Below are 21,748 nucleotides of genomic sequence, written 5' to 3' on the forward strand. Positions count from 1 at the left end.
ATTTGTTCATGCGTCTGCAACAGAACAAGCCATATGGCGGTGACAGCCGGGTCCTCGGGGCGATCGCCGGTTACGGGTGTCCTTTGCGCGGGCCGCTCGCGCGCCAAGCGGGCGGTGGCCGTCGGCCGTTACGCGGTGGCCCCGGTCGCCTCGCCGATGGCCGCCATCACCTCCGCGCGCCGGGGCTGCCCGGACGCCCTGCCGACGACCCGGCCGGCCCGGTCGAGCACCAGCACCGTCGGCGTCCGCAGGATTCCCAGCCGCCTGACCAGCTCGAGCCGGTCCTCCGCGGCGATCTCCACATGCGCCGTACCCGGCGTCGTCCCGGCGATCTCCGTCAGCAACCGCCGTGTCGCCCGGCACGGTTGGCAGAAGGCGGTGGAGAACTGGACCAGCGTGGCCCGGTCCCCCAACTCGGCCCCGAGCTCCACCGCCGACAGCCGCACCGCGCCATCCCGCGGCCGCGCCCGGAGTCTCCCGTCGCGCGTCGCGCGCACGACTCCGAAGGCGCTCGCCAGAAGGAGCGCCGCGGCACACACCACCAGCCCGGTCATGCCACCAGTCTGCATCCGCCCGGCTCCTTCCCGGGCAACCGGCCATCGTCCCGCCGACACCGTTCCACTAGCATGACCGCCATGGACTCCCCCGGTTCGCCGCGGCTGACCAGCCGCCGTGTGGTCGACCTGTGCCGGGCCACGGCCTCCCGCTGTCGCTGACACCCGCACCGGTCATCGCCGTCCTCCCGCCTCCCGGAGTCCTCCCCATGCAGATCGACCCGCGCGGCCCGCGGTTCGCCGCCGCGCTCACCACACTTGTCCTGTCCGCGGCACTGATCACCGGCAGCGGTGCCCTGCTCGCCGCGCAGACCGTGGTCTTCGCGCTCGGCGCGTTCGCCGGCCCGCGGTACTCCCCGTACGGCCGGCTGTACCAAGTGGCCGTTCGGCCCAGGCTCTCTCCGCCCGGTGAGCTGGAGGACGCCAGGCCGCCCCGCTTCGCCCAGGCCGTCGGCCTCGGCTTCGGCCTGGTCGGCACCGTCGGCCACCTCGCCGCCGTCGACTGGCTGGGCCTGGCCGCGGCCGCGCTCGCCCTCGCCGCGGCCTTCCTCAACGCGGCTTTCGGCTACTGCCTCGGCTGCGAGCTGTACCTGCTCGTCCGCCGCGTCCGAAGCGCCTGACCACGTGTGCTCAGGTCGCCCGGCCCGCCGGTCCCGCGGCACGGGCAGGGCTCAGGGCGTCGTGGGTGATGGTGCCGGACACCCGGCCGTCGACGAGGACCCAGGCGGTGCCGGTGTCCGGGTCGAGCCGGGCGGTGGCCTCGTCGACGGGTTCGCCGATGCCCACGGCCGGGGGCGAGGGGAGGAGATGTCGGCGGAGCGGAGCGGCGGACGCTGAGGGATCCCCGGCCACCAGGGCGCGGAGCGCCTGCGGCCGCACGGCGCCGATGACCTCGGACACATCGGTCGTCGCGTTGCCGCCGGAGCGGGGGAGACGCACCGGGACGAGCGCTCCGGCGGCGTGCAGCGCGTCGGCGACCGTGGCCGTGGACGGAAGGGCGGTGAGGGGGGCCGGGCGGTCGCCCAGGACGTCGGCGACCGTCGGCGTGTCCGCGAGGTCCTCCAGGAAGCCGAAGCGCCGCAGCCAGCCGTCGTCGAAGTACTTCGACAGATATCCCCGGCCCGAGTCCGGGAGCAGGACCACCACCAGGTCGTCCGGGGTGAGGGCGGCGGCCACCCGCAGCGCCGCGGCCACCGCCGTGCCCGCCGAGCCGCCCGCGAGGATGCCCTCCTCGCGGGCCAGCCTGCGCACGGTCATGATCGACTCACGGTCTCCGATCCGCTCGAACCGGTCCACCACGGACGGATCGTACGACTCCGGGTACTCGTCCTCCGCGGTCCGCGGGTGGAGGTAGTGGCCGATGCTCTCCACGTAGTACGGACTTCCGTCGCCGCCCGAGTACGTGGATGTCAGCGGATCGGCGCCGATCACCCGGACCAGGCCGCCGCTGGCCTCCTTGAGGAAACCGCCGGTCCCGGTGACCGTCCCGCCCGTGCCGACGCCGACGACGAAGTGGGTGACCCGGCCGCCGGTCTCGGCCCAGATCTCCGGGCCGGTCGTGGTCCGGTGGGCCTCCGGATTGGCCGGGTTGTCGTACTGGTTGGCGTACCAGGCGCCAGGTGTCCGCGCCGCCAGGCGCGTGGCGACGTTGCGAACGTGTTCCGGATGCTCACGCGGGAGCGCCCCCGTGGTGACGACGACCTCGGCGCCGTACGCCTCGAGCGTCTTGATCTTCTCGGGGCTCGTACGGTCCGGGACGACGACGATCGACCCGTAGCCCCGCTGAGCGGCGATCATGGCCAGCGCCATTCCGGTGTTGCCGGAGGTCCCCTCGACGATGACGCCGCCGGGCGCCAGTGCCCCGGACTTCTCCGCCGCCAGGACCATGCCCAGCGCCGCCCGGTCCTTGACGCTGCCGGCGGGGTTGAAGAACTCCACCTTGGCGTAGACGGGGGCGGGCACCCCGGACGCGATCCTCGTGAGTCTGACCAGTGGGGTGTCGCCGACAGCGTCGAGCAGGGATTCGTGAAGAGTCATGGCTCCGCCTGATGGGGGCCCGGTGCGGGCCGTGGGTATCGGTCGGTGGACAGTCTGGTCCGTTTCGTCACCTCCCGCGGCGGCAGCGGCGTGGCGACACCCGTCCGTGGCGACACGCGTCCGTGGCGAGTCACGTCCGTGGCGAGTCACGTTCGTGGCGACACCCGTCCGTGGCGAGTCACGTCCGTGGCGACACGGCCGACCGGTGGGGAAAGCGTCGCACCGCCGGACAGCGGAGTGCCGCCCGCCGGGTGGGGCCCGGCGGGCGGCGGGTGTGATCAGCGGAGGTCCGGTGCGCCGATCAGGGCGTCACTGCACGATCTTGAGCAACTTGTTGGGCGAGCCCGAACCGATACCGGAGAGCGCCCCCGACGTGGCCCCGTCCACCAGCGCGCTCCCCACCTGGGACGGGGACGCGGTGGTGTGGCCCGAGAGATAGATCGCCGCGGCGCCCGAGACATGCGGGGCGGCGAAGGACGTCCCGGAGCCCGTGTAGGTGGCGGTGTCGGAGGTGTTCCAGCCGGCCGTGATGTTCGAGCCCGGGGCGAAGAGGTCCACGGTCGAACCGTAGTTGGAGTAGCTCGCCCGCGCGTCGGTGTTGGTGGTGGCGCCGACGGTGAGGGCGGTCGGCACCCGGGCGGGGGAGTAGTTGGCGGCGTTGGCGTTGGAATTGCCGGCCGCGATGGAGTAGGTCACCCCGGACGCGATCGACTTGGTCACCGCGTTGTCGAGGGAGGTACTGGCGCCGCCGCCCAGCGACACGTTGGCGACGGACGGACCGGAGTGGTTGGCGGTGATCCAGTCCACGCCCGCGATGACACCGGCCGTGGTGCCGGACCCGTCGTTGCCGAGCACCCGGACGGCCACGATCTTCGCCTTCTTGGCCACGCCATAGGTGCTGCCGGCGACGGTGGTGGCGACGTGCGTGCCGTGCCCGTAGCCGTCCTGTGCCGTGGTGTCGTTGTCCACGAAGTCGTAGCCGTACGACGCCCGGCCGCTGATCTGCGCGTGGGTGATCCGCACACCGGTGTCGAGGACGTAGACGGTCACCCCGCTGCCGGCGCTGTCGGGGTAGGTGTAGGTGCCGTTCAGGGGCAGGCTGGACTGGTCGACCCGGTCCAGGCCCCAGGGCGCGTCGGTCTGGGTCGCGTCGGCGTGGACCTTCTGGTCCTGCTCGACGGAGGCGACCGCCGGATCGGCGGCGAGTCTCCTGGCCTCGCTGGGCTCGAGCTTCGCCGCGTAGCCGTTCAGCGCGGTGGTGAAGGTCCGCTTCACCTCGCCGCCGTATCCGGATATGAGGTCCTTGCCCCGGGCGGAGGTGGCCTTGAAGTCGGCCGTCTTCTTCAGGGTGACGATGTAGCTGCCCGGAACCGCTTCCGCGGCTCCGGCGTGCAGGACCGTGCCTTCGGCCGGGGCGGCGTGGGCGGGGAGCACCGTGGCTGCTCCGATGGCCGCCGCGGCGGCGATTCCCGCGGCGATCCGCCGCTTGGTGGTACGCATCACTGCCATCGCGAGGGAGTCCTCCTCGTTCGGTGGCGCGCCGTGGTGCGTGCGCGCTCTGCGGTTGTGGGCCTTGCGCGGTTCGCGGGGAGCGCATGGTCGCGCTCCCGGCTCGTCGAGGATTCGCCGGGCCGTCTGTGGGCGGCAAGGGATGACATCAACACGACACGTACACGTAGCGGTGTGTCATGTGTTGTCGCGTGCGGTCAAATTCCCGCAATCACCCGTACACACCGCCGCGCGCCCGGCGGCGCCGGGAGGGGCGGCCACCGCACGTCCCCGGTGGCCGCCCATGGCCGCTGAGGCACGCCCCTCGGGCGTGTCCGCCGGTGGTGTCAAGACCCCGTGCGCGGTCCCATCGGTAACCGCTATGCGGCCATGGGCCTTTCTGATGTGCCCTTCTTCCCGGGCCGCGCCGGATCTAGCGTCTCAGCTGGACACGGTCCATACCGGATCCGTTCACACGAGTGCCGGACGTGGTTCGGACGCTGTCCCGTCCCCGGCGGGAAAGGAGCCTCACTGTGCCTGTCGTCGATCTGGTCGCCGATCTCGGAGAGAGTTTCGGGTCCTACACCATGGGCAACGACGCCGAACTGCTGAAACTGCTGACCTCCGCGAACGTGGCATGCGGTTTCCACGCGGGGGATCCGCGGGTGATGGACGCGACCGTACGCGCCTGTGTCGAGCGCGGCGTCGGCGTCGGAGCCCATCCGAGCTTCCCCGACCTGGTGGGTTTCGGGCGCCGGGCGATGGACCTGAGCCCGAACGAGGTGCGCACGGACGTCCTCTACCAGCTCGGTGCGCTGTCCGCGTTCACCCGTGCGCACGGCACCCGCGTCAACCACCTCGCACCGCACGGGCGCCTCGGCAACCTCGTGGTGACCCGGCGGGACTACGCCGAGGCCGTCGCCGACGCGGTCCAGGCGTTCGACCCGTCCCTGGTGATCCTGATGCAGGAGGGCGAGATGGCGGCCGTGGCGCGCGAACGCGGTCTGCGGATGGCCATGGTGGGCATCGCCGACCGGGCCTACGAGGACGATGGCACGCTGGTGTCGCGGTCGGAGCCCGGAGCCGTGCTCCACGACCCGGACGAGGTCACCCGCCGCACCGTCCGGATGGTGACCGAGGGGCTGATCACCAGCCGGAACGGGGTGGACCTGCCGGTCCGGACCGACTGCGTACAGTTGCACGGCGACGGCCCCGCGGCACTGGAGCTCGCCTCGCGCATCCGTGCCGAACTGCGGGCCGCCGGAGTCCGGCCGGCGCCGCTGGACGAGGTGCTGGGTGTCCGGGCGGCGTGACGGACACCGGGATGGCAACCAAGATCGAGGTATCGCCCTGCGGCGACGCCGCGCTGCGTGTCACCGTGGTCGGCACCGGCACCGACGACGTGTGGAGGGCGGTGCACCGGCTCGCGGGATGGCTGAACCGCGGCGCGGTTCATCCCACGGTGTCCGCCGTCCCGACGTACGACGCGGTGCTCGTGGAGTTCGACCCGTACCACGCGACGGCTGAGGCGATCACGTCGCACATCGACTTCTGGGACGCCATGCCGGGGGAGGACGAGCCGGTCCGCTCCGGTGTCATCGACGTACCCGTGCTGTTCGGCGGCGACGCCGGCCCCGACCTCGGATGGGTGGCCGATGTGATCGGTGAGCCGGTGGCGAGGGTCGTCGAACTCGTCTGCGCGAAGGAGCATCTCATCCGCTGTCTGGGCGGTCCCGCCGCGTCGGCCATGACGGACGGACCGGATTTCCCGGTGCCCGTTCCCCGGCTGGCCACTCCCCGGCTGCGGGTGCCACCGGGTGCGATCTCCGTCGCGGGCCGCCAGCTGGTCATCGGTCCCGTCGCCGCGCCCAGCGGCTGGCGGCAGATCGGCCGTACCCCGCTGGACATTTTGCGGACCGACGCCGAGGCCGTCGTGCCGTACCGGCCCGGCGACAGGGTGCGGTTCCGCCCCGTCGGCCAGGTCGCCTACGACGGCCTTCTCGGCACCCCGATGCGTTACCGGCACGATGACTGACCGGCCCGAGCTGTACGTCGAGTCCGCGACGGCGGCTGTGGTCACCGATCTCGGCCGCACCCGCGGCCCGTCGCGCGGCCTCGCGGTCAACGGCGCCCTCGACCAGTTCGCGGCGCGTGCGGCGAACGCCCTGGTCGGCAACGCGCCCACGGACCCGCTCATCGAGACCACCGGTTTCGGCCTCACCCTCCGCCCCAGCCATGACGTCCTGATGGCCGTCACCGGAGCGCCGTCCGAACCCGCTGTCGACGGCCGGCCGTATCCGGCGTGGACCCCGCTGTCGGTGCGGGCGGGGGAGACGGTGCGGGTCGGCATCTCCGACGCGGGTCTGCGCGCCTACGTCGCCGTGCACGGGTCGTTCGACGTGCCCCGGCTGATGGGGAGTTGTGCGCCTGACTCGATGATCGAGTTCGGCACCCCCGTCACCTCCGGCGCGCCCCTGTCCCTGTTCCGCTCCCATCCACCACTGGTGAACCGGCGCTTCGGGGCCACCGTCTTCGACTTCGGGATCCCCCGGGACATCGGCCGGGTGCCCGGGGTGCTGGACGTCATCGACGGGCCCGACGCCGCGGAGTTCGGCTCCGGGCTCCAGCGGCTGTTCGACTCCCGGTACACGGTCACTCCGCGCATCAACCACGTCGGTCTTCGCGTGGCCGGTTACGTGCCGCGGCGATCGGCCCCCGGGGAGGTGCTGTCGCGCGGGGTGCCGGTCGGGGCCATCGAGGCCCCGACCGGCGACGAACTGCTCGTCCTGATGCGCGGCCGCGGGATCACCGCGGGATACCCGGTGCTCGCGGTGCTCACCTCGCGGGCCCAGGATGTCGCGGCGCAGCTCAGGCCCGGCCAGGAGATCCGCTTCCGGCGGACGACCGCGGCCGCCGCCACCGCCGCCTACCTGGAGCGACGGCGGCTCCTGGACCGGATCGCGCTCCGCGCGCGAACCGCCTTCGCGGCACTTTCCTGACACTTCACATCCGCTTCCCACGCACCTTCTTACCGCACCGCCGGAGGAGAACGAGGATGACTTTGTTCGAAACGCTACAGACGCCCGTGCTGGCCGAGCGGATGTCACGGGTCAAGGAATCACCGAGTTCCCGGGTCGCGGACCGGGTGCGCGCCTTTCAGGAGGCGGGTCGCGAGGTTCTTCCGCTCACCATCGGCGAGCCCGATTTCGATACGCCGGACCATGTGAAGGAGGCGGCGATCGCGGCCATTCGCGCGGGTGAGACGAAATACACCTCGGCGAACGGCACACCCGCCCTGCGGCAGGCGATCACCGCCCGGCTGCTGCGGAAGACCGGGCAGTCCTACGGCACCGAGGAGATGTGCCTGGGCGGCGGCGCCAAGCAACTGATCTTCCTGGCGTTCGTGGCCACCCTCGACGAGGGCGACGAGGTGATCGTGCCGGCCCCGTACTGGGTGTCCTATCCGGACATGGTCACGGTGAACGGCGGGCGGCCCGTGATCGTCGGCACCACGGCGGCCGAGGGGTACAAGCTCACCCCCGGCAGGCTGCGCGAGGCCATCACCGACCGGACGAAATGGGTCGTACTGAACACGCCGAACAACCCGACCGGCGCGGTCTACGGCGAGGAGGAGTTGCGCGGGCTCGCGGACGTCCTGCGCGCCCATCCGCATGTCTCGGTGCTGTGCGACGAGATCTACGACGAGATCAACTTCGGTGACCGGCCGGTGCCCAGCGCGGTGACCGTCGCACCCGACCTGCGAGAGCGCGTCTTCCTGGTCAACGGGGTGTCCAAGGCGTACGCCATGACGGGCTGGCGCATCGGCTACGGTGCCGGGGCGGCGTCCCTGTGCGGGGCGATCGGCACGCTCCAGTCACAGAGTTCGTCCTGCCCGTCGTCGGTGAGCCAGGCGGCCGCGGTCGCCGCGCTCGACGGCGGCCGGGAGTTCATCGACCGCACGGTGCGGGTCTACACCGAACGCCGGGACCTGCTCGTGGCCGGACTCGGCGAGATCGACGGGTTGCGCCCGACGGTCCCCCAGGGCGGCTTCTACGTATGGACCGACGCCTCCGCGCTCATGGGGGCAGTGACGCCGTCGGGGGTGACGCTCGCGTCCGACGCCGATCTCGCGGAACACTTCCTGGAGACCTCCGGGGTGGTGGTGATCACGGGCGACTCCTACGGCTTCCCCGGCCATTTCCGGGCCAGCTTCGCATTGTCCTCCGACACCATTCGAGAGGCCCTTGCCGGACTCGCTCATTCGGTATCCCTGCTGCGCCGCTGAAGAAATCGCACCGGCCCGCGTACCAATCGTGGCCCGGCAGCGATAAGTTTCCTTGATGGCGGAAGAGGAAACGGAGCTGGGTCCGGCACCCCTGTATATATTCCAGCAATGCCGAGGAAACAATGGCTGGCCACAGTCGGCAGGTGTCAGCCTTCCGGTGACGACGGCGTCACCCTTGAGAAAGGTAGTCCTCGTGAACAAGGTTTCCCAAGCCCCGCCGCCCGCGCAGAGGGTCTCCACGGACAACACGCCGAAAGCGACGAAAGCCTCGATCATCGGTGGCCTCGTCGGCGTCTTCATCGAACTCTACGACAACGCGGTCTACGGCTTCGTGGCCGGAACTCTCGCGGTCGTGTTCTTCCCCAGCGACGCCCCCACCACGAGTGTCCTGCTGACATTCCTCGCGTTCGCCATTCCCTTCTTCTTCCGCCCGCTGGGCGCCGCGGTGGCCGGGTCGTGGGGTGACCGGATAGGCCGCAAGCGGGTACTGCTGGTGCTCATCACCATGATGAGCCTGTCCACCGCTCTGGTCGGCTTTCTGCCGAGCTACGCCGTGGCGGGCGTCTGGGCACCGATCGCCCTGGTGCTGCTGCGTTTCATCCAGGGCTTCGCGATGGGCGGCGAACCCGGCAACGGCAACTCGTTCCTCGCCGAACACGCCGGGGAGGGGCGCCGGGGGCGAGTGGTCAGCTACGCCAACGCCGCCACGTTCATCGCGATGCTGCTCGGCACCCTGTTCGCGGCCCTGCTCACCGCGGTGCTCAGCTCCTCGTCCATGGAGACGTGGGGCTGGCGGCTGCCGTTCCTCCTCGCCCTGCCGCTCGGCGTGGTGGGCCTGATCATCCGGCGCATGGCCGACGAGTCGCCGGAGTTCGCCGAGGCCGAGGAGGAGGGCCGGGTGACCGGCAGTCCGCTCCGGGAAGCCCTCGCGTCCCCCGAGACCCGGCGCGCGATGGGGACGACGATCGTGCTGCCGCTGCTCAACAGCTCCGGCTACTTCATCCTGTTCATCTACATGCCGTCGTTCATGAAGGACGAGATGCACTTCTCGGCCCTGGAGGGCCTGCTCGTCACGGCCATCATGCTGGCCGTCGGCACGTTCGCCGTGCTCTACGCCGGGCGGCTGTCCGACCGGTTGGGCCGCAGAAGGTTGCTCAGCACCTCGGCGTTCACCATGGTCGTCATCGGCTTCCCGTGTTACTGGCTGCTGACGCGGGGGTCCTTCGCCACGGCGACGATCGGCGCGGTGCTCATGTCCCTGTGTTTCGCCGGCACCAACGGCGTGATGCAGGTGACGCTCGCCGAACTGTTCCCCACCCGCGTACGCACCGTGGCGTACGGCGTCGGCTACAACCTCGGCACCGCGATCTTCGGCGGCGCCGCCCCGCTGCTCGTCACGGCCCTCATCGCCGCGACCGGCAGCGCCTGGATCCCGGCCATCTACCTCGTCCTCACCTCCGCCGTCGCCGGGGTCGCCGCGCTGCGCATCCGCGAGACGGCCTTCGAACCACTCAAGCGCTGACCCTCACCCGCACATCCGAAAGGACGGTGGCCCCGTGACGACAACGGTCACGTGCCAGGCCGGAACCGGCTTGGACCGGCTCCGCGAACAGCTGGACAAGGCGGGCTTCGCGGCCCTGCTGCTGACCTCGCCCGGAGCGCGCCGGTATGCGCTGGGACGGACGCCCGGCCTCGCCGACGGGACCGCCGTCCTGCTCACCACCGAGGGCACGATGACGAGCGCGGCCGGTGATCTCCCCACCGCGATCACGGCCGTGCTGCGCGCGGGCGGCGTGGCGGACGGCGTGGTCGGCGCGGACGCCGATCTGCCGTGGGAGGTGTTCGGACAGGTCAGCGAGGCGGGAGTGCGGCTGCGACCCGCCGCCGACCTGGTCTTCACCGAACTGGCGAGCGGTGAGCCCGGTGAACTCCCCGCGGTCGCCGCGGCCGTCGACCTCGCCGCCGTCGGCTATACGGCGGTCATGGACCATCTGCGCGTCGGCATGGACGTACGGGAGCTGTCGGGCAACGTCGACCGCTCGATCCGCCGCGCCGGTGGCCTGCTGGGGTGGTACGACCCGTGCGGCCCGTACGGCACGTACAACCCATACGGCCCGACCGGCCGGGCGGCCGGCACGGACCTGGTGACCGTCCGCGGCCACGACCCCGGCACCGCCCGGCTGACGGCCGGGACACCGGTCCGTTTCGTCCTGCACCCGCTGCTGGACGGGGTCGCCGGATATGCCGCCGCGACCGCCGTACTCGGCGAGCCGGACGGCCCGTTGCGCGCCGCGGGCGCCGCGTGTGCCGCCGCGACGGCTTCGCTGCTGGCGGCGCTGCGGCCGGGCGCCCCGCTCCGCGACGGCTGCGAGGCGTTCGACCGCGAGGCGTTCGACCGCGAGGCGTTCGACCGCGAGGCGTTCGGCCGCGAGACGGGTGAGCACGCCGCGGCCTGCCGGATCGTCGCGCTGCGCGGCGGCGGGGCGTCGCTGCCACTGCCGCGTGACAGCGCGGTGACCGCCGAGCCCGGCATGGTGCTCGGCATACGGACGGAGGTCGCGGTGCCGGGCCGTGGCGCGGTCGAGCTGGCGGAGACCGTCGTGCTGACCGACTCGGGCGCGGAACCGCAGGCGCGCACGCCGCTGCGGCTCGTCGAACTCCACTGACCCGGCGACCGGCCACCACCGCATGAGGAGAACATTCATGGACACATCCCTGCCGTCGGGAGCGGGCCGGGTGCCCACGGCCGACGCGGGCGGCCGCACCATGCCGCTGCTCGGCTTCGGCACCCATCCGATGCGCGGCGACCAGGCCACCGAGGCGGTGCTGACCGCCTTGTCGGTCGGCTACCGGCTCGTCGACACCGCCACGCGCTACCGCAACGAGGCCGCTGTCGGAGCGGCCCTCGCGGCGACGAGCCTGCCCCGGTCCGAGCTGTTCGTGACCACCAAGATGCCGCCCGACCAGGTCGGCAGGGAACGGCTGACGCTGGAGGCGAGCCTGGCCGCGCTGGGCTGCGACTACGTCGATCTGTGGCTGATCCACTGGCCGCCCGGCGGCTTCCCGGGCGTCACCAGCTGGCGCGAGTTCATCCGCGCCCGCGACGAGGGCCTCGTGCGGGCCATCGGCGTCAGCAACTACTCGGTCGAACTCATCGACGCGCTGCACGAGGCGACGGGGGAGTACCCGGCCGTCAACCAGGTGCGGTGGGGACCGGGGAACCACGACGCGGACTTCGCCGGGGCGATGCGCCGACGCGGGGTGGTGCTCAGTGCGCACAGCCCGCTGCGCGGCACCGATCTGGACCATCCGGTACTCGCCGATGTCGCGCGGCGCCACGGCCGTTCGGCGCGTGATGTCGTCCTGGCGTGGAATCTGCACCACAAGGTGGCGGTGACCGTGAAATCCGCGCATCGCGACCGGATGGAGCGGAATCTGTCGGCCGCCGGCATCACGCTGACCCCGGAGGATATCGGCGAGATCAACGGCCTTTCGGGCGTCGCCGCGGCATAACGCCGGGGAATCATCGGAAATCGCGATGCCGCCATGCGGCTTTCCGCTCCGACCGCTCCGGGCGGCCTGGCGGAACTACGCTCCGACAGCGGTCATCGAATGCGGAGAGAGGCCATTGTGGTTTATCAGGTCGTGGTCACACGCGGTTATGCCGAGCCGGACGGGAGCACCGTTTTCGGCGATATCGGGCTCTCCCGGCTGACCGACGCCGGGCTTGCGTGGCGAGTGCTGGACGACGAGGTCGAGGAGCTGCGGGCGGACCAGCTCGAAGGGGCCGACGCGGTCCTCGTGCTGGGACCCGAGCGGGTCTCGGCCGCGTCGATACCGGAGTCGGGACGGCTGCGGCATGTGGCGCGGTTCGGCGCCGGCTTCGACGCCGTGGACACCGACGCCTGCGCCCGGCGCGGTGTGCTGGTGACCAACACCCCCGAGGCGGTGCGGCGACCGGTGGCCGACTCCGTGATCGCGTTGCTGTACGCGCTGTCGCACAACCTGGTCGTCAAGGACCGGCTGGTGCGCGAGGGGCGGTGGGCGGAGCGGCGGGAGTGGCGGGGGCCGGGGCTGGCCGGGGCGACGGTGGGCATCGTCGGGCTGGGCGGCATCGGTCTGGAGACCGCGCGCAGGGTGCGCGCACAGGGGCTGCGGGTGCTGGGGTACAACCGCGGCGACCGCCGCCGCGAGGCGACCGAGATCGGCATCGAACTCCGCGCACTGGACGAGGTGTTGGCGACGAGTGACTACGTGGTCGTCGCCGTCGCCGCGAACCCCCGCACACGGCACCTCATCGGGGAGCGCGAGCTGGCCCTCATGCGGCCGGCCGCGCGGCTGATCAACGTCTCGCGCGGTGTGGTGGTCGACGAGGAGGCGCTGGCCACGCGCCTGTCGGACGGACGGCTGGCGGGCGCCGGACTGGATGTGTTCACCGAGGAACCGCTGCGCACGGACAGCCCGCTGACCGCGCTGGAGAACGTCGTCCTCGCCCCGCACTCCCTGTGCTGGACGGATCAGTACACCGCCGCGGTCTCGGCGAGCGTGGTGGCGTCGCTGATCGCGGTGAGCCGTGGCGAGCGGCCCGTCGAGACGGTCAACGGGCCTTTCCCGGACGGAACTCGGCCGCACCGGAACGAAGTCGACGACGAGAAGGACAGGACATGACGGACGACCCTGGGCACCACGGTACGGCGGTCATCACCGGAGCGGCCTCGGAGCGCGGCATCGGCCGCTCGCTGGCGGCGCGGCTGGCCGCCGCGGGCTGGGCCCTCGCCCTGCTCGACGTCGATGCGGAGGTCGAGAAGGTGGCCGCCACGCTGGGCGCCGAACACGGCGTAGCGGCGGCCGGGGTGGTCGCGGACATCGCCGACCCCGCCTCCGTGGACGCCGCCGTCGCCACCTTCGAGGCGGAACTGCCGCCCATCACCGCCCTGGCCAATATCGCGGGCATCAGCTCACCGGTGTCCTTCCTCGACGTGGACCTGGCCACCTGGGAACGTGTCCTGCGGATCAACGCCACCGGCACCTTCGTGGTCAGCAAGCGCGTCGTGCCCGGCATGGTCGAGCGCGGCTACGGCCGGGTGGTGACCCTCGGGTCGACGGCGATGCAGAACGGCGGCGGCACGTACAGCAAGTCCACCTACGCCGCGTCCAAGGGCGCGATGGAGGCGTTCAGCCGCGCGCTCGCGCTGGAAGTGGCCTCGTACGGGGTGACGGTCAACGTGGTCGCACCGGCCACGATCGACACCGACATCATGGGCGGCCGCATCACCGACGACCGCAAGCCCGCGTTCCTGGCGCAGCTGCCGGTCGGACGGCTCGGCACCACACGTGATGTCGCCGCGCTGATCGAATTCCTCATCGGTGCGGAGGCCGGGTACATCACCGGCGCGACGTACAACATCAACGGAGGTCTTCGCATTGGATAGGTCTCCCGTGCCCCCGGTGCACACCGAGCGGCCGTCCCTGGTCACCCCGTCCCGTCTCCCCGTGCCCCACACGCCCGAGGACTGGCCGATCGCCGCGGCCATGCTGCAGTTCCCACCGCACGCGGCGGACGGCACCCCGGTGTCGAAGCTGGATCCCGAGGAGTGGCGCCGCCTCCTCCAGCCCGTCGTCGACGAGGGGTTCACCCACCTGGAACTGTCCACCGCCTGGCTGCCCCTGGGCGACCTCGACCGCGCCCGGCTGACGGCGCTGGGCGACGTCCTGGCCGACGCCGGACTCGCGGTGCCGGGCGTCGGCGTGGTCCGGCAGAGCGTCCTGCACCCGGAGCGCGGGCAGCACAACCTCGCCTTCTCACACCGGACCATCGACGCGGCCGCCGCCCTGGGCGCGGACATCGTGTGCCTCGGGCTCCACGACACCCTGACCCCCGAACAGCAGCGGGCCCTGTGGTTCTGGACCGTGCCACCGGACGAGGCGCCCGCGGACCCCGAAGTGCGCGGACTCGCCGTCCGCCGGTTCCGGGAGCTGGGCGACCACGCCGCCGACCTCGGCGTGGAACTCTCCCTGGAACTGTACGAGAACACCTACCTGGGCAGCGCCGACGAGGCGATCCGGTTCCTGGACGACATCGGCCACGACGCGGTCGGGCTCAACCCCGACCTCGGCAACCTCATCCGGCAGCAACGACCCATCGACACTTGGGAGTACCTGGTCTCGGTGACCCTGCCGCGCGCCAACTACTGGCACATCAAGAACTACGCGCGCCTGGAGGACCCCGCCGCCGGCACCGTCCTCACCCACCCCACGTCCCTCGAACTCGGCATCGTGAACTACCGCGCCGCCGTCCGCTACGCGATCGCCCACGGATTCACCGGCGCGTTCGTCGTCGAGCACTACGGCGGCGACGGCCTGAGCGTGGGCGCCGCCAACGCCGCGTACCTCCGCCGCATCCTCCCCCGCACCGGCTGACCCCACGACAGGAGAACCGTGACACTTCCGCCTCCGCCCGCCGCCGAATTCCCACCGGAACGCACCGCCATCGTCACCGGAGCCGCCTCGCCACGCGGGATCGGCCGGGCGACCGCCTCCTGGCTCGCGGCCGAGGGCTGGTCGGTCGCCGTGCTCGACCTGGACGCCGGGGCCTGCCAGGACCTCGCCACCCGTCTCCAGGACGAGCACGGGGTGCCCTGCCTGGGCATCGGCGTGGACATCCGCGACCGGGACGCGGTCCGGACGGCCGTGGACCGGGTGCACACCTCGCTGCCGCAGCTCGTCGGGCTGGTCAACAACGCCGGGGTGAGTTCGCCCGTACCGTTCCTGGAGGTCTCGGAGACCGAGTGGCGCCGGGTGATCGACGTCAATGTGCACGGCACCTTCCACATCACCCAGGTGGCGGCGAAGATCATGGCCGAGCGGCGGCTCGGCCGCATCGTGAACATCTCGTCCGCCTCCGCCGAGCGCGGCGGCGGCGTGTACGGGCGCGCCGCGTACTCCGCCTCGAAGGCGGCACTGCTCGGCTTCGCCCGCACCCTCGCCCGGGAGCTCGGACCGTACGGCATCACCGCCAACTCCGTGGCGCCCGGCTCCATCGACACCGACATCATGGGCGGCCCGCTGTCCGACGAGCGCAAGGCGGTGCTGCTCCAGGAACTGCCCGTCGGACGGATCGGCACCGTGGACGACGTGGCGGCGGTCATCGCCTTCCTGCTGAGCGAGCACGCCGGCTATCTCACGGGCGTCACCTACGACGTCAACGGCGGATCGCATATCGCCTGACACCCCACAGCCCGACACACGACAGAAGGACATCACCGTGGATGTTCCGTTCAGCGCCGACCTGACCGGCAGGACCGCCGTGGTCACCGGAGCCAGCACCGGCATCGGACACGCGATAGCCGACCTCTACCTGCGCAACGGCGCGACCGTGGTGGGGCTCCACCGCCGTGAGGTCACCGAGCACGCCGGGAAGTACATACCGGTGGCCGCCGACCTCGGCGACCCCGCCAGGGTCCGCTCCACCGCGGCCGAGGTGCTACGGGACCACCGCGTCGACATCCTGGTCAACAACGCGGGCCTGAACCTGCGCCACCCCTTCGAGGACTTCCCCGTCGAGGACTGGGACCGGGTGCAGCAGCTCAACGTGCGGACGGTCGTGGAGCTGACCCAGCTGTTCGGCCGTCCGATGCTCGGACGCGGCGGGGGAGTGATCGTCAACCTGGCGTCGATGCTCTCCTTCACCGGCGGCTTCACGGCCTCCGCGTACGCCGCCTCCAAGGGGGCCGTGGCGCAGTTCACGAAGTCGGTGGCGAACGAGTGGGCCGCGAAGGGCGTCCGCGTCAACGCCATCGCACCCGGGTTCATCGACACCGAGATGAACACCGCGCTCGTCGCCGACGAGACCCGCAACCGCCAGATCCTCGAACGCATCCCCGCCGGAAGGTGGGGCACCGCGCAGGACGTCGCGGGCGCCGCGCTCTTCCTCGCCTCCGACGCCGCCCGGTTCATCCACGGGACCGTACTGCCCGTCGACGGCGGCTACCTCGGGCGCTGAACCCAACCCGCCTACCTCGAAAGGAGCCCGCCACCGTGAAAGCCGTCGTCGTCCATGGCCCCGGAGACCTGCGGGTGGACGAACCGCCGGGCCCGCGAACGGCACCGGACCGGGTCGCGGTCCGCATCGTGTACGGGGGCATCTGCGGATCGGACCTGCACTACGCCGCGGACGGCCGCAACGGGCCGTACACCGTCACCGAACCACTGGTGCTCGGCCACGAGGTGGTCGGCGTCGTCGCACAGGTCGGGCCCCGAGTTCCGGACCCACCCGCCGTCGGCACCCGCGTGGCGATCCACCCCGCGACGCCCTGCGCGCCGCCCGGTGCCACCACCGCCACCGGCCTGCACCTGCGTCCCGGTGGTACGTACCTCGGCAGCGCCTCGACCCGGCCGCACACCCAGGGCGGCTTCGCCGAACTGCTGGAGGTGCTGCCCGGCCAACTGCGCCCGCTCCCCGCCGGGCTGCCGTTGCGCCGGGCCGTACTCGCCGAACCGCTGGCCGTCGCCCTGCACGGGGTGGCGCGTCTGGGCGAGCGGGTAGGGGGCGCCCGCGTGCTGGTCAGCGGGGCGGGCCCGATCGGCGCCCTCGCGATCGCCGCACTCCGGCACGCGGGCGCCGGCGAGATCGTCGCCGCCGACCTCCATGACTTCCCGCTCCAGGTCGCGGCCGCCGTCGGCGCCGCCTCGACCGTGAAACCCTCCCAAGGCGACAGCGTTCCGGAATCCTCGTTCGACGTGGTGGTCGAGGCGGCGGGCGCCGTCTCCTCGCTCGCCACCGCGCTGACCGCGGTGCGCCCCGGCGGCGCCGTGCTCCACCTCGGCATGCTGCCGCGCGAACCGGTCCCGGTCGCCATGTCGACGGTCATCGCCAAGGAACTGGCGCTGTACGGCTCGCAGCGCTTCGACATCGAACTCGACACCGCGATCGCCACACTCACCGGGGATCCCTCCCTCGACGCGGTGCTCAGCCACACGTTCCCCATCGACGCCGCCACCGACGCCTTCGCCTGCGCCGCGGACTCCTCGCGGTCGTCGAAGACGGTCCTGCGCATATCCGCGGACCCCGAGTCCTGAAGCGAAAGGAAACCTCTCATGATCCATGTGCGCACCAGTTTCGACCGCCCGTCCGCGGACGTGGTGGCCGCGCTCGTCCGGTTCTCCGCCGCGACCATCCATGAGGCGCAGGGGCGCAAGGGCGCGCTGGCGCACCGGCTGAAGCCCGTCGACCCCGCCATGTCCTTCTGCGGCCCGGCCTTCACCGCCGAGGCCCAGGCGGGCGACAACATCATGGTCCAGGTCGCGATCTCGTACGCCCGGCCCGGTGACGTCGTGATCGTCGCGGCCTCGGAATTCGAGCAGGCCGGCTCCTTCGGCGATGTGCTCGCCACCGCGTGCCAGAGCAAGGGCCTCGCCGCGTTCGTCACCGACTCCGGTGTGCGCGACAGCGCGGACCTGCGAGAGCTGGGCTTCCCCGTCTTCTCCGGCTCGGTCTGCATCGAGGGGACGGTCAAGGAAACCCTCGGCACGGTGAACCGGCCGATCTCCATCGGCGGGCAGATCGTCCGGCCCGGCGACATCCTGCGCGGTGACGCGGACGGCATCGTGGTGGTCGACCCGCGGGAGGCCGAGGAGGTCGTCCGGCTCTGCCAGGAGCGGGAGGACCATGAGACGGAGATCCGCGAGCAGCACCGCCGTGGCGACAGGTCCCTGATCGAGGTGCACGGACTCGTGGAGAAGCTGAAGGCCAAGGGTTTGGTCGTAGAGGGGTGAAGGGACCCACGGTCGGAGTGGTCGGTCTCGGCCCGATGGGCGCGCCGGTCGCCGGGCACCTCGCACGCGCGGGCTTTCCGCTCCAGGTGTGGAACCGGACCCGCCAGAAGGCGGAGGCGTTCGGCGACCGGGCCGTCGCGCACCCCGGGGACCTCCGCGCGGAGATCGTGCTGTCCGCGCTGCCGGACGTCGATCAGTTCGACGAGATCGCCCCGGACCCGGTCATCCGCGACTGGGCGGGCCACGGCACCACACACGTGGTCGTGCTCAGCACCACCTCCCGGGAGAAGGCCGGCCGGCTCGCGGAACGGCTCGGTGGCTTCGGTGTCACCGTGGTCGACGCGCCGATGAGCGGTGGCGATGCCGGGGCTCGCGCGGGCACCCTGAGCCTGATGGTCGGCGCGACCCCGAAGGCGTACCGCCACGTGGAGCCGGTGCTGCGGTCCTTCGCCGCGACCGTCGAACACATGGGCCCGCCCGGCGCGGGGACGGTGGCGAAGCTGTGCAACCAGGTGATCGTGGCCGCGACCCTGCTGTCCGTGGCCGAGGCCCTCGACCTGGCCCGCAGAGCCGGGCTCCACGGGGAACAACTGGTCCGGGTGCTCCAGGGTGGCCTGGCCGCCAGTGCCGTGCTGGAAGCCAAGGCCGCCAAGATCCTCCAGCGGGAGTACGGTCTCGGCGGCAGTGCGGCCAACCAGGTCAAGGACCTCCGGTACGCGGTCGCACTCGCCGACGAACTGGGCGCCCGCCTGCCGCAGTCGCGACGCACCGGAGAGGTGTTCGCGGAACTGCTCGGCCGGGGGCTCGGTGGCGAGGACCATGCGGCCGTTTACGAGGTTCTCTCGCCGGGAGGAGGTGGTGAGCCACCGCCCGGGTGAACGGGGCGCGGGCTGCCCCGACCGGGACCCCGGCCGACGGCCCGCCTGCCCGTGCCCGCCCGCTTCCCTATTCCGCCGGCGGGCCCCGAGAGGTACGTTCACCTGCGTGCCTCGTGCCCCGTCGGCCGGTGCCGCCCCGGTCAGGACCACGCCACCGCGCACAGCGGCGCTGGGCCGCCGAGACGACAACTCCGAGGAGGAGCGCGATGGACACCCGCAGGCTCGGTTACTTCGTCAGAGTGGTCGACGTCGGCAACATCACCAGGGCCGCGGACTCGCTGCACATCACGCAATCGGCGCTCAGCCAGCACATCTCCGCGCTGGAGCACGACGTCAGGACACGATTGCTCGAACGCACCGGCCGCGGTGTGGTGGCCACGGCGTCCGGGCGTTCGCTCTACCGCTACGCACAGGGCATTCTCCGGCTGGAGAAGGCCGCGCGCATCGATCTGCGCGCCGGCGGTGACACTCCGGCCGGCCTGGTGACCGTCGGCCTCGCCTCGTACAGCATGGCGCCGGGCCTGGCCGTACCGCTGCTGCGGGCGGTGCGGGAACGGTATCCGAACATCCAGCTCCAGCTGATCCAGAACCTGACGGTGGTGATGAGCCAGGCCGTGCTGCTCGGACAGGTGGACATGGCGCTCATCTACGATCCCGGGTACGTGAAGGGGGTCGTGTTCGAGCACGTCCTGGAGGAGGACTTCTGTCTGATCTCCAGCGCGAGGCTCCCGCCCGTCACGAGCCGTGGCGACACCATCACCCTCAAGGAGGCGAGCCGGCTGGGCTTCATCCTGCCGAGCGAGGTGCACACCGTGCGGCGGATCACCGACGCCGCTTTCCACGCCGCGGGGCTGCACTGTTCGGTCGTCGCCGAGATCGAGCCGGGGATGGTGCTGCGGGACGCGGTGGTGAGCGGGCTCGGGGTGACGGTTCTGCCGCTCACGGCGACCCGAGCCCACTTCGCCCCCGACGAGGTACGTGCCTACCGCTTCGCCGATTCCCAGCTCCACACCGCGATGTCCCTGTGCACCCCCGAGGTGCAGCCTCTCTCGGAGGCCGCCGCGTTGGTGGCGGACCTGCTGCGCACGCTCATCCGGGACCAGCCCGGCAGCGCCGGACGGCGCGAGCCGAGCGTCGCGGCCAACGCTGTCCATCCATGAGCGCGCCCCGGCCGGGCGATCAGGGAACGATCAGGACGGTCTTGCCGGGCAGCCGCCCGGTGGCGGCGTCCTCGTGCACCGCGCTCGACTCGATCACCGGGCGGCGGGCGGCGACGTGGAGCCGGAGCCGACCGTCATCGATCCTGGCGACCAGCTCGGTCAGCTGGGCGGCGTCGCCGCGGACGAACAGGCTCGCGGTGCGCACCGACCGCGCGGGTTCCTCGGGAATCGGGCCGGCCGCGCTGGCGGCGACCCCGCCGTCGGCGACGTAGCGCGACAGTTGCGCGGCCTCGTCCGGCGTGACGCGCACCAGGTTCAGCAGGACATGGAACGGACCACCCACGGCGGCCGGACCCTCGGCCGGCTCGAGATGGCCGACGACCCGGGCCGCGCCATAGCCCCGCAGCCGCTCGGCGTGGCGCGGCCCGGCCGCCGCGGTCACCTGCGCTCCCGCCTCGACGGCGAGCTGCACCGCGAGGCCACCCACCGCACCGCCTGCCCCGTTGACCAGGACGGTCTGACCGGGCTTCAGTTCGGCGAGCTCGAACAGCGTCTGCCAGGCCGCCAGGCCGGTCAGGGGCAGCGCCGCGGCGTCGGCCAGCTCGATCGTCCGGGGCGCCGCGACCAGGGATTCGGCCGGGGCGAGCACGTATTCGGCGGACGCGCCGGCGGCGCCGAGGGGCAGCATCGCCACGACCCGGTCACCGGTCTTCAGGCCCGTCACCTCCGCGCCGAGTTCGGCGACGGTGCCCGCCAGATCGATCCCGGGCACATGGGGGAGGGCGACCGGGATCATCTCGGTCAGCACACCGGCGCGGATGTGATCGTCGACCGGGTTGAACGATGTGGCCGCCACCCGCACCAGCACCTGCCCGGTGCCGGGGACCGGGCGCTCGATGTCCTCGTAGCGCAGGACATCGCTGCCGCCGAAGCCGTGGTAACGCACTGCCTTCATGGCACTTTCCTCCAGTGTGGACGCAGGCATTCATTTTCACTTGCCTGGGCAACTCGGAACGTACCCCTCAAGAGTTGCCCAGGCAAGTCATTCAAGTTGCCGGGGCAAGTAAGATGGGCCTCATGGACACTCAGTCACCCTGGCTCGACGACGATCAGCAGGACGTGTGGCAGGCCCTGCTCACCGTCGTCATCGCACTCCCGGCGGCCCTCGACCGTCAGCTGCAACGGGATGCCGGCATCTCCAACTTCGAGTACGGCGTTCTGGCCCGGCTGTCGATGACCGACGAGGCCACGATGCGACTCAGCGACCTGGCCCGGGAGTGCGACAGCACCCAGCCCCGCCTGTCGAAGGTGATGGACCGCTTCGAGGCCCGCGACTGGGTCGTCCGCCGGCCCGATCCCACCGACGGCCGGTACACCCTCGCCACCCTGACCGACGCCGGTCGGGAGAAGGTCGTCGCGAGCGCACCGGAACACGTCGCGCAGGTGAAGCGACTCGTGTTCGACCCCCTCAGCGCCGCTCAGCGCCGCCACCTCGGCGCCGCGCTCACCCGCGTCGCCGCCACCGTGCGCCGCGAACTCGAAGAAGGGCGAGGGTGACGGCAGGCCGGCGGC

At 71.8% G+C, this 21,748-nt stretch carries 22 protein-coding genes; 18 read left to right on the forward strand and 4 right to left on the reverse strand.

Annotated elements, in window-relative coordinates:
* Nucleotides 1-128: 128 nt before the first annotated feature.
* Nucleotides 129-554: a TlpA family protein disulfide reductase gene (locus NP777_RS05060; protein WP_256649086.1), complete on the reverse strand. Its 426-nt coding sequence runs from the start codon at nt 552-554 to the stop codon at nt 129-131.
* Nucleotides 555-763: 209 nt separating this feature from the next.
* On the opposite strand from NP777_RS05060, the gene NP777_RS05065 reads away from it, so the two are divergent.
* Nucleotides 764-1,174: a DUF4395 domain-containing protein gene (locus NP777_RS05065; RefSeq protein ID WP_256648821.1), complete on the forward strand. Its 411-nt coding sequence runs from the start codon at nt 764-766 to the stop codon at nt 1,172-1,174.
* 10 nt (nt 1,175-1,184) lie between these two features.
* Here NP777_RS05065 and NP777_RS05070 read toward each other — a convergent pair whose 3' ends face one another.
* Nucleotides 1,185-2,591 (reverse strand): PLP-dependent cysteine synthase family protein, encoded by a 1,407-nt coding sequence (locus NP777_RS05070; RefSeq protein ID WP_256648822.1) that lies wholly within the window; start codon nt 2,589-2,591, stop codon nt 1,185-1,187.
* Between the two features lie 309 nt (nt 2,592-2,900).
* Nucleotides 2,901-4,100, reverse strand: a complete 1,200-nt coding sequence (locus NP777_RS05075; protein WP_256648823.1) for a S8 family peptidase — start codon at nt 4,098-4,100, stop codon at nt 2,901-2,903.
* Between the two features lie 512 nt (nt 4,101-4,612).
* Between NP777_RS05075 and NP777_RS05080 the strand changes: the two genes are divergently transcribed.
* The 16 genes from NP777_RS05080 (at nt 4,613) to NP777_RS05155 (ending at nt 20,176) form a co-directional block, all read left to right on the forward strand.
* Entirely contained in the window at nt 4,613-5,392 is a 780-nt protein-coding gene (locus NP777_RS05080; RefSeq protein WP_256648824.1) for a LamB/YcsF family protein, read from the forward strand.
* 11 nt (nt 5,393-5,403) lie between these two features.
* Nucleotides 5,404-6,114, forward strand: a complete 711-nt coding sequence (locus NP777_RS05085; RefSeq protein ID WP_256648825.1) for a 5-oxoprolinase subunit B family protein — start codon at nt 5,404-5,406, stop codon at nt 6,112-6,114.
* Nucleotides 6,107-7,078, forward strand: coding sequence for a 5-oxoprolinase subunit C family protein (locus NP777_RS05090; protein ID WP_256648826.1), 972 nt, complete (start codon nt 6,107-6,109; stop codon nt 7,076-7,078). The genes NP777_RS05085 and NP777_RS05090 overlap by 8 nt, the downstream gene beginning before the upstream one ends.
* Nucleotides 7,079-7,134: 56 nt before the next feature.
* On the forward strand, nt 7,135-8,364 hold the full coding sequence (locus NP777_RS05095) for an aminotransferase class I/II-fold pyridoxal phosphate-dependent enzyme (RefSeq protein WP_256648827.1): 1,230 nt from the start codon (nt 7,135-7,137) through the stop codon (nt 8,362-8,364).
* A 193-nt stretch (nt 8,365-8,557) separates the two neighbouring features.
* Nucleotides 8,558-9,886: an MFS transporter gene (locus tag NP777_RS05100; protein ID WP_256648828.1), complete on the forward strand. Its 1,329-nt coding sequence runs from the start codon at nt 8,558-8,560 to the stop codon at nt 9,884-9,886.
* A gap of 34 nt (nt 9,887-9,920) precedes the next feature.
* Entirely contained in the window at nt 9,921-11,030 is a 1,110-nt protein-coding gene (locus NP777_RS05105; protein WP_256648829.1) for a M24 family metallopeptidase, read from the forward strand.
* 37 nt (nt 11,031-11,067) lie between these two features.
* Nucleotides 11,068-11,877, forward strand: coding sequence for an aldo/keto reductase (locus tag NP777_RS05110; RefSeq protein ID WP_256648830.1), 810 nt, complete (start codon nt 11,068-11,070; stop codon nt 11,875-11,877).
* A gap of 132 nt (nt 11,878-12,009) precedes the next feature.
* Nucleotides 12,010-13,032, forward strand: a complete 1,023-nt coding sequence (locus NP777_RS05115) for an NAD(P)-dependent oxidoreductase (protein ID WP_256648831.1) — start codon at nt 12,010-12,012, stop codon at nt 13,030-13,032.
* Nucleotides 13,029-13,796, forward strand: coding sequence for an SDR family NAD(P)-dependent oxidoreductase (locus NP777_RS05120; RefSeq protein WP_256648832.1), 768 nt, complete (start codon nt 13,029-13,031; stop codon nt 13,794-13,796). Before NP777_RS05115 ends, NP777_RS05120 begins: the two co-directional genes overlap by 4 nt.
* Before the next feature lie 61 nt (nt 13,797-13,857).
* On the forward strand, nt 13,858-14,784 hold the full coding sequence (locus NP777_RS05125; protein WP_256648833.1) for a sugar phosphate isomerase/epimerase family protein: 927 nt from the start codon (nt 13,858-13,860) through the stop codon (nt 14,782-14,784).
* A gap of 18 nt (nt 14,785-14,802) precedes the next feature.
* Nucleotides 14,803-15,591, forward strand: a complete 789-nt coding sequence (locus tag NP777_RS05130) for an SDR family NAD(P)-dependent oxidoreductase (protein WP_256648834.1) — start codon at nt 14,803-14,805, stop codon at nt 15,589-15,591.
* Between the two features lie 37 nt (nt 15,592-15,628).
* Entirely contained in the window at nt 15,629-16,366 is a 738-nt protein-coding gene (locus NP777_RS05135; RefSeq protein WP_256648835.1) for an SDR family NAD(P)-dependent oxidoreductase, read from the forward strand.
* Nucleotides 16,367-16,401: 35 nt separating this feature from the next.
* Complete coding sequence (locus NP777_RS05140) at nt 16,402-17,442, forward strand: L-idonate 5-dehydrogenase (RefSeq protein WP_256648836.1); 1,041 nt, start codon at nt 16,402-16,404, stop codon at nt 17,440-17,442.
* Nucleotides 17,443-17,460: 18 nt separating this feature from the next.
* Nucleotides 17,461-18,138: a 4-carboxy-4-hydroxy-2-oxoadipate aldolase/oxaloacetate decarboxylase gene (locus NP777_RS05145; RefSeq protein WP_256648837.1), complete on the forward strand. Its 678-nt coding sequence runs from the start codon at nt 17,461-17,463 to the stop codon at nt 18,136-18,138.
* Nucleotides 18,135-19,016, forward strand: coding sequence for an NAD(P)-dependent oxidoreductase (locus NP777_RS48010; protein ID WP_256648838.1), 882 nt, complete (start codon nt 18,135-18,137; stop codon nt 19,014-19,016). Before NP777_RS05145 ends, NP777_RS48010 begins: the two co-directional genes overlap by 4 nt.
* A gap of 206 nt (nt 19,017-19,222) precedes the next feature.
* Nucleotides 19,223-20,176 carry a LysR substrate-binding domain-containing protein gene (locus tag NP777_RS05155; RefSeq protein ID WP_256648839.1) on the forward strand — a complete coding sequence of 318 codons (954 nt, stop codon included), beginning with the start codon at nt 19,223-19,225 and terminating at the stop codon, nt 20,174-20,176.
* A gap of 19 nt (nt 20,177-20,195) precedes the next feature.
* Here the strand turns inward: NP777_RS05155 and NP777_RS05160 are convergent, their stop codons facing one another.
* Complete coding sequence (locus NP777_RS05160) at nt 20,196-21,131, reverse strand: NADP-dependent oxidoreductase (protein WP_256648840.1); 936 nt, start codon at nt 21,129-21,131, stop codon at nt 20,196-20,198.
* 122 nt (nt 21,132-21,253) lie between these two features.
* On the opposite strand from NP777_RS05160, the gene NP777_RS05165 reads away from it, so the two are divergent.
* A complete protein-coding gene (locus tag NP777_RS05165; RefSeq protein WP_256648841.1) occupies nt 21,254-21,733 on the forward strand; it encodes a MarR family winged helix-turn-helix transcriptional regulator in 480 nt (159 codons plus the stop codon).
* Nucleotides 21,734-21,748: the final 15 nt, after the last annotated feature.

This window comes from Streptomyces rugosispiralis, from assembly GCF_024505145.1.
In the GTDB taxonomy this organism is placed as follows: domain Bacteria; phylum Actinomycetota; class Actinomycetes; order Streptomycetales; family Streptomycetaceae; genus Streptomyces; species Streptomyces rugosispiralis.

Bases quoted from the DNA above. Each gene is read 5' to 3' on its own strand.
- NP777_RS05060 (WP_256649086.1), bottom strand. From the start codon at position 554: ATGACCGGGCTGGTGGTGTGTGCCGCGGCGCTCCTTCTGGCGAGCGCC.
- NP777_RS05145 (WP_256648837.1), top strand. From the start codon at position 17,461: ATGATCCATGTGCGCACCAGTTTCGACCGCCCGTCCGCGGACGTGGTG.
- NP777_RS05110 (WP_256648830.1), top strand. From the start codon at position 11,068: ATGGACACATCCCTGCCGTCGGGAGCGGGCCGGGTGCCCACGGCCGAC.
- NP777_RS05090 (WP_256648826.1), top strand. From the start codon at position 6,107: ATGACTGACCGGCCCGAGCTGTACGTCGAGTCCGCGACGGCGGCTGTG.
- NP777_RS05065 (WP_256648821.1), top strand. From the start codon at position 764: ATGCAGATCGACCCGCGCGGCCCGCGGTTCGCCGCCGCGCTCACCACA.
- NP777_RS05120 (WP_256648832.1), top strand. From the start codon at position 13,029: ATGACGGACGACCCTGGGCACCACGGTACGGCGGTCATCACCGGAGCG.
- NP777_RS05165 (WP_256648841.1), top strand. From the start codon at position 21,254: ATGGACACTCAGTCACCCTGGCTCGACGACGATCAGCAGGACGTGTGG.
- NP777_RS05070 (WP_256648822.1), bottom strand. From the start codon at position 2,591: ATGACTCTTCACGAATCCCTGCTCGACGCTGTCGGCGACACCCCACTG.
- NP777_RS05160 (WP_256648840.1), bottom strand. From the start codon at position 21,131: ATGAAGGCAGTGCGTTACCACGGCTTCGGCGGCAGCGATGTCCTGCGC.
- NP777_RS05075 (WP_256648823.1), bottom strand. From the start codon at position 4,100: ATGGCAGTGATGCGTACCACCAAGCGGCGGATCGCCGCGGGAATCGCC.
- NP777_RS05085 (WP_256648825.1), top strand. From the start codon at position 5,404: ATGGCAACCAAGATCGAGGTATCGCCCTGCGGCGACGCCGCGCTGCGT.
- NP777_RS05095 (WP_256648827.1), top strand. From the start codon at position 7,135: ATGACTTTGTTCGAAACGCTACAGACGCCCGTGCTGGCCGAGCGGATG.
- NP777_RS05155 (WP_256648839.1), top strand. From the start codon at position 19,223: ATGGACACCCGCAGGCTCGGTTACTTCGTCAGAGTGGTCGACGTCGGC.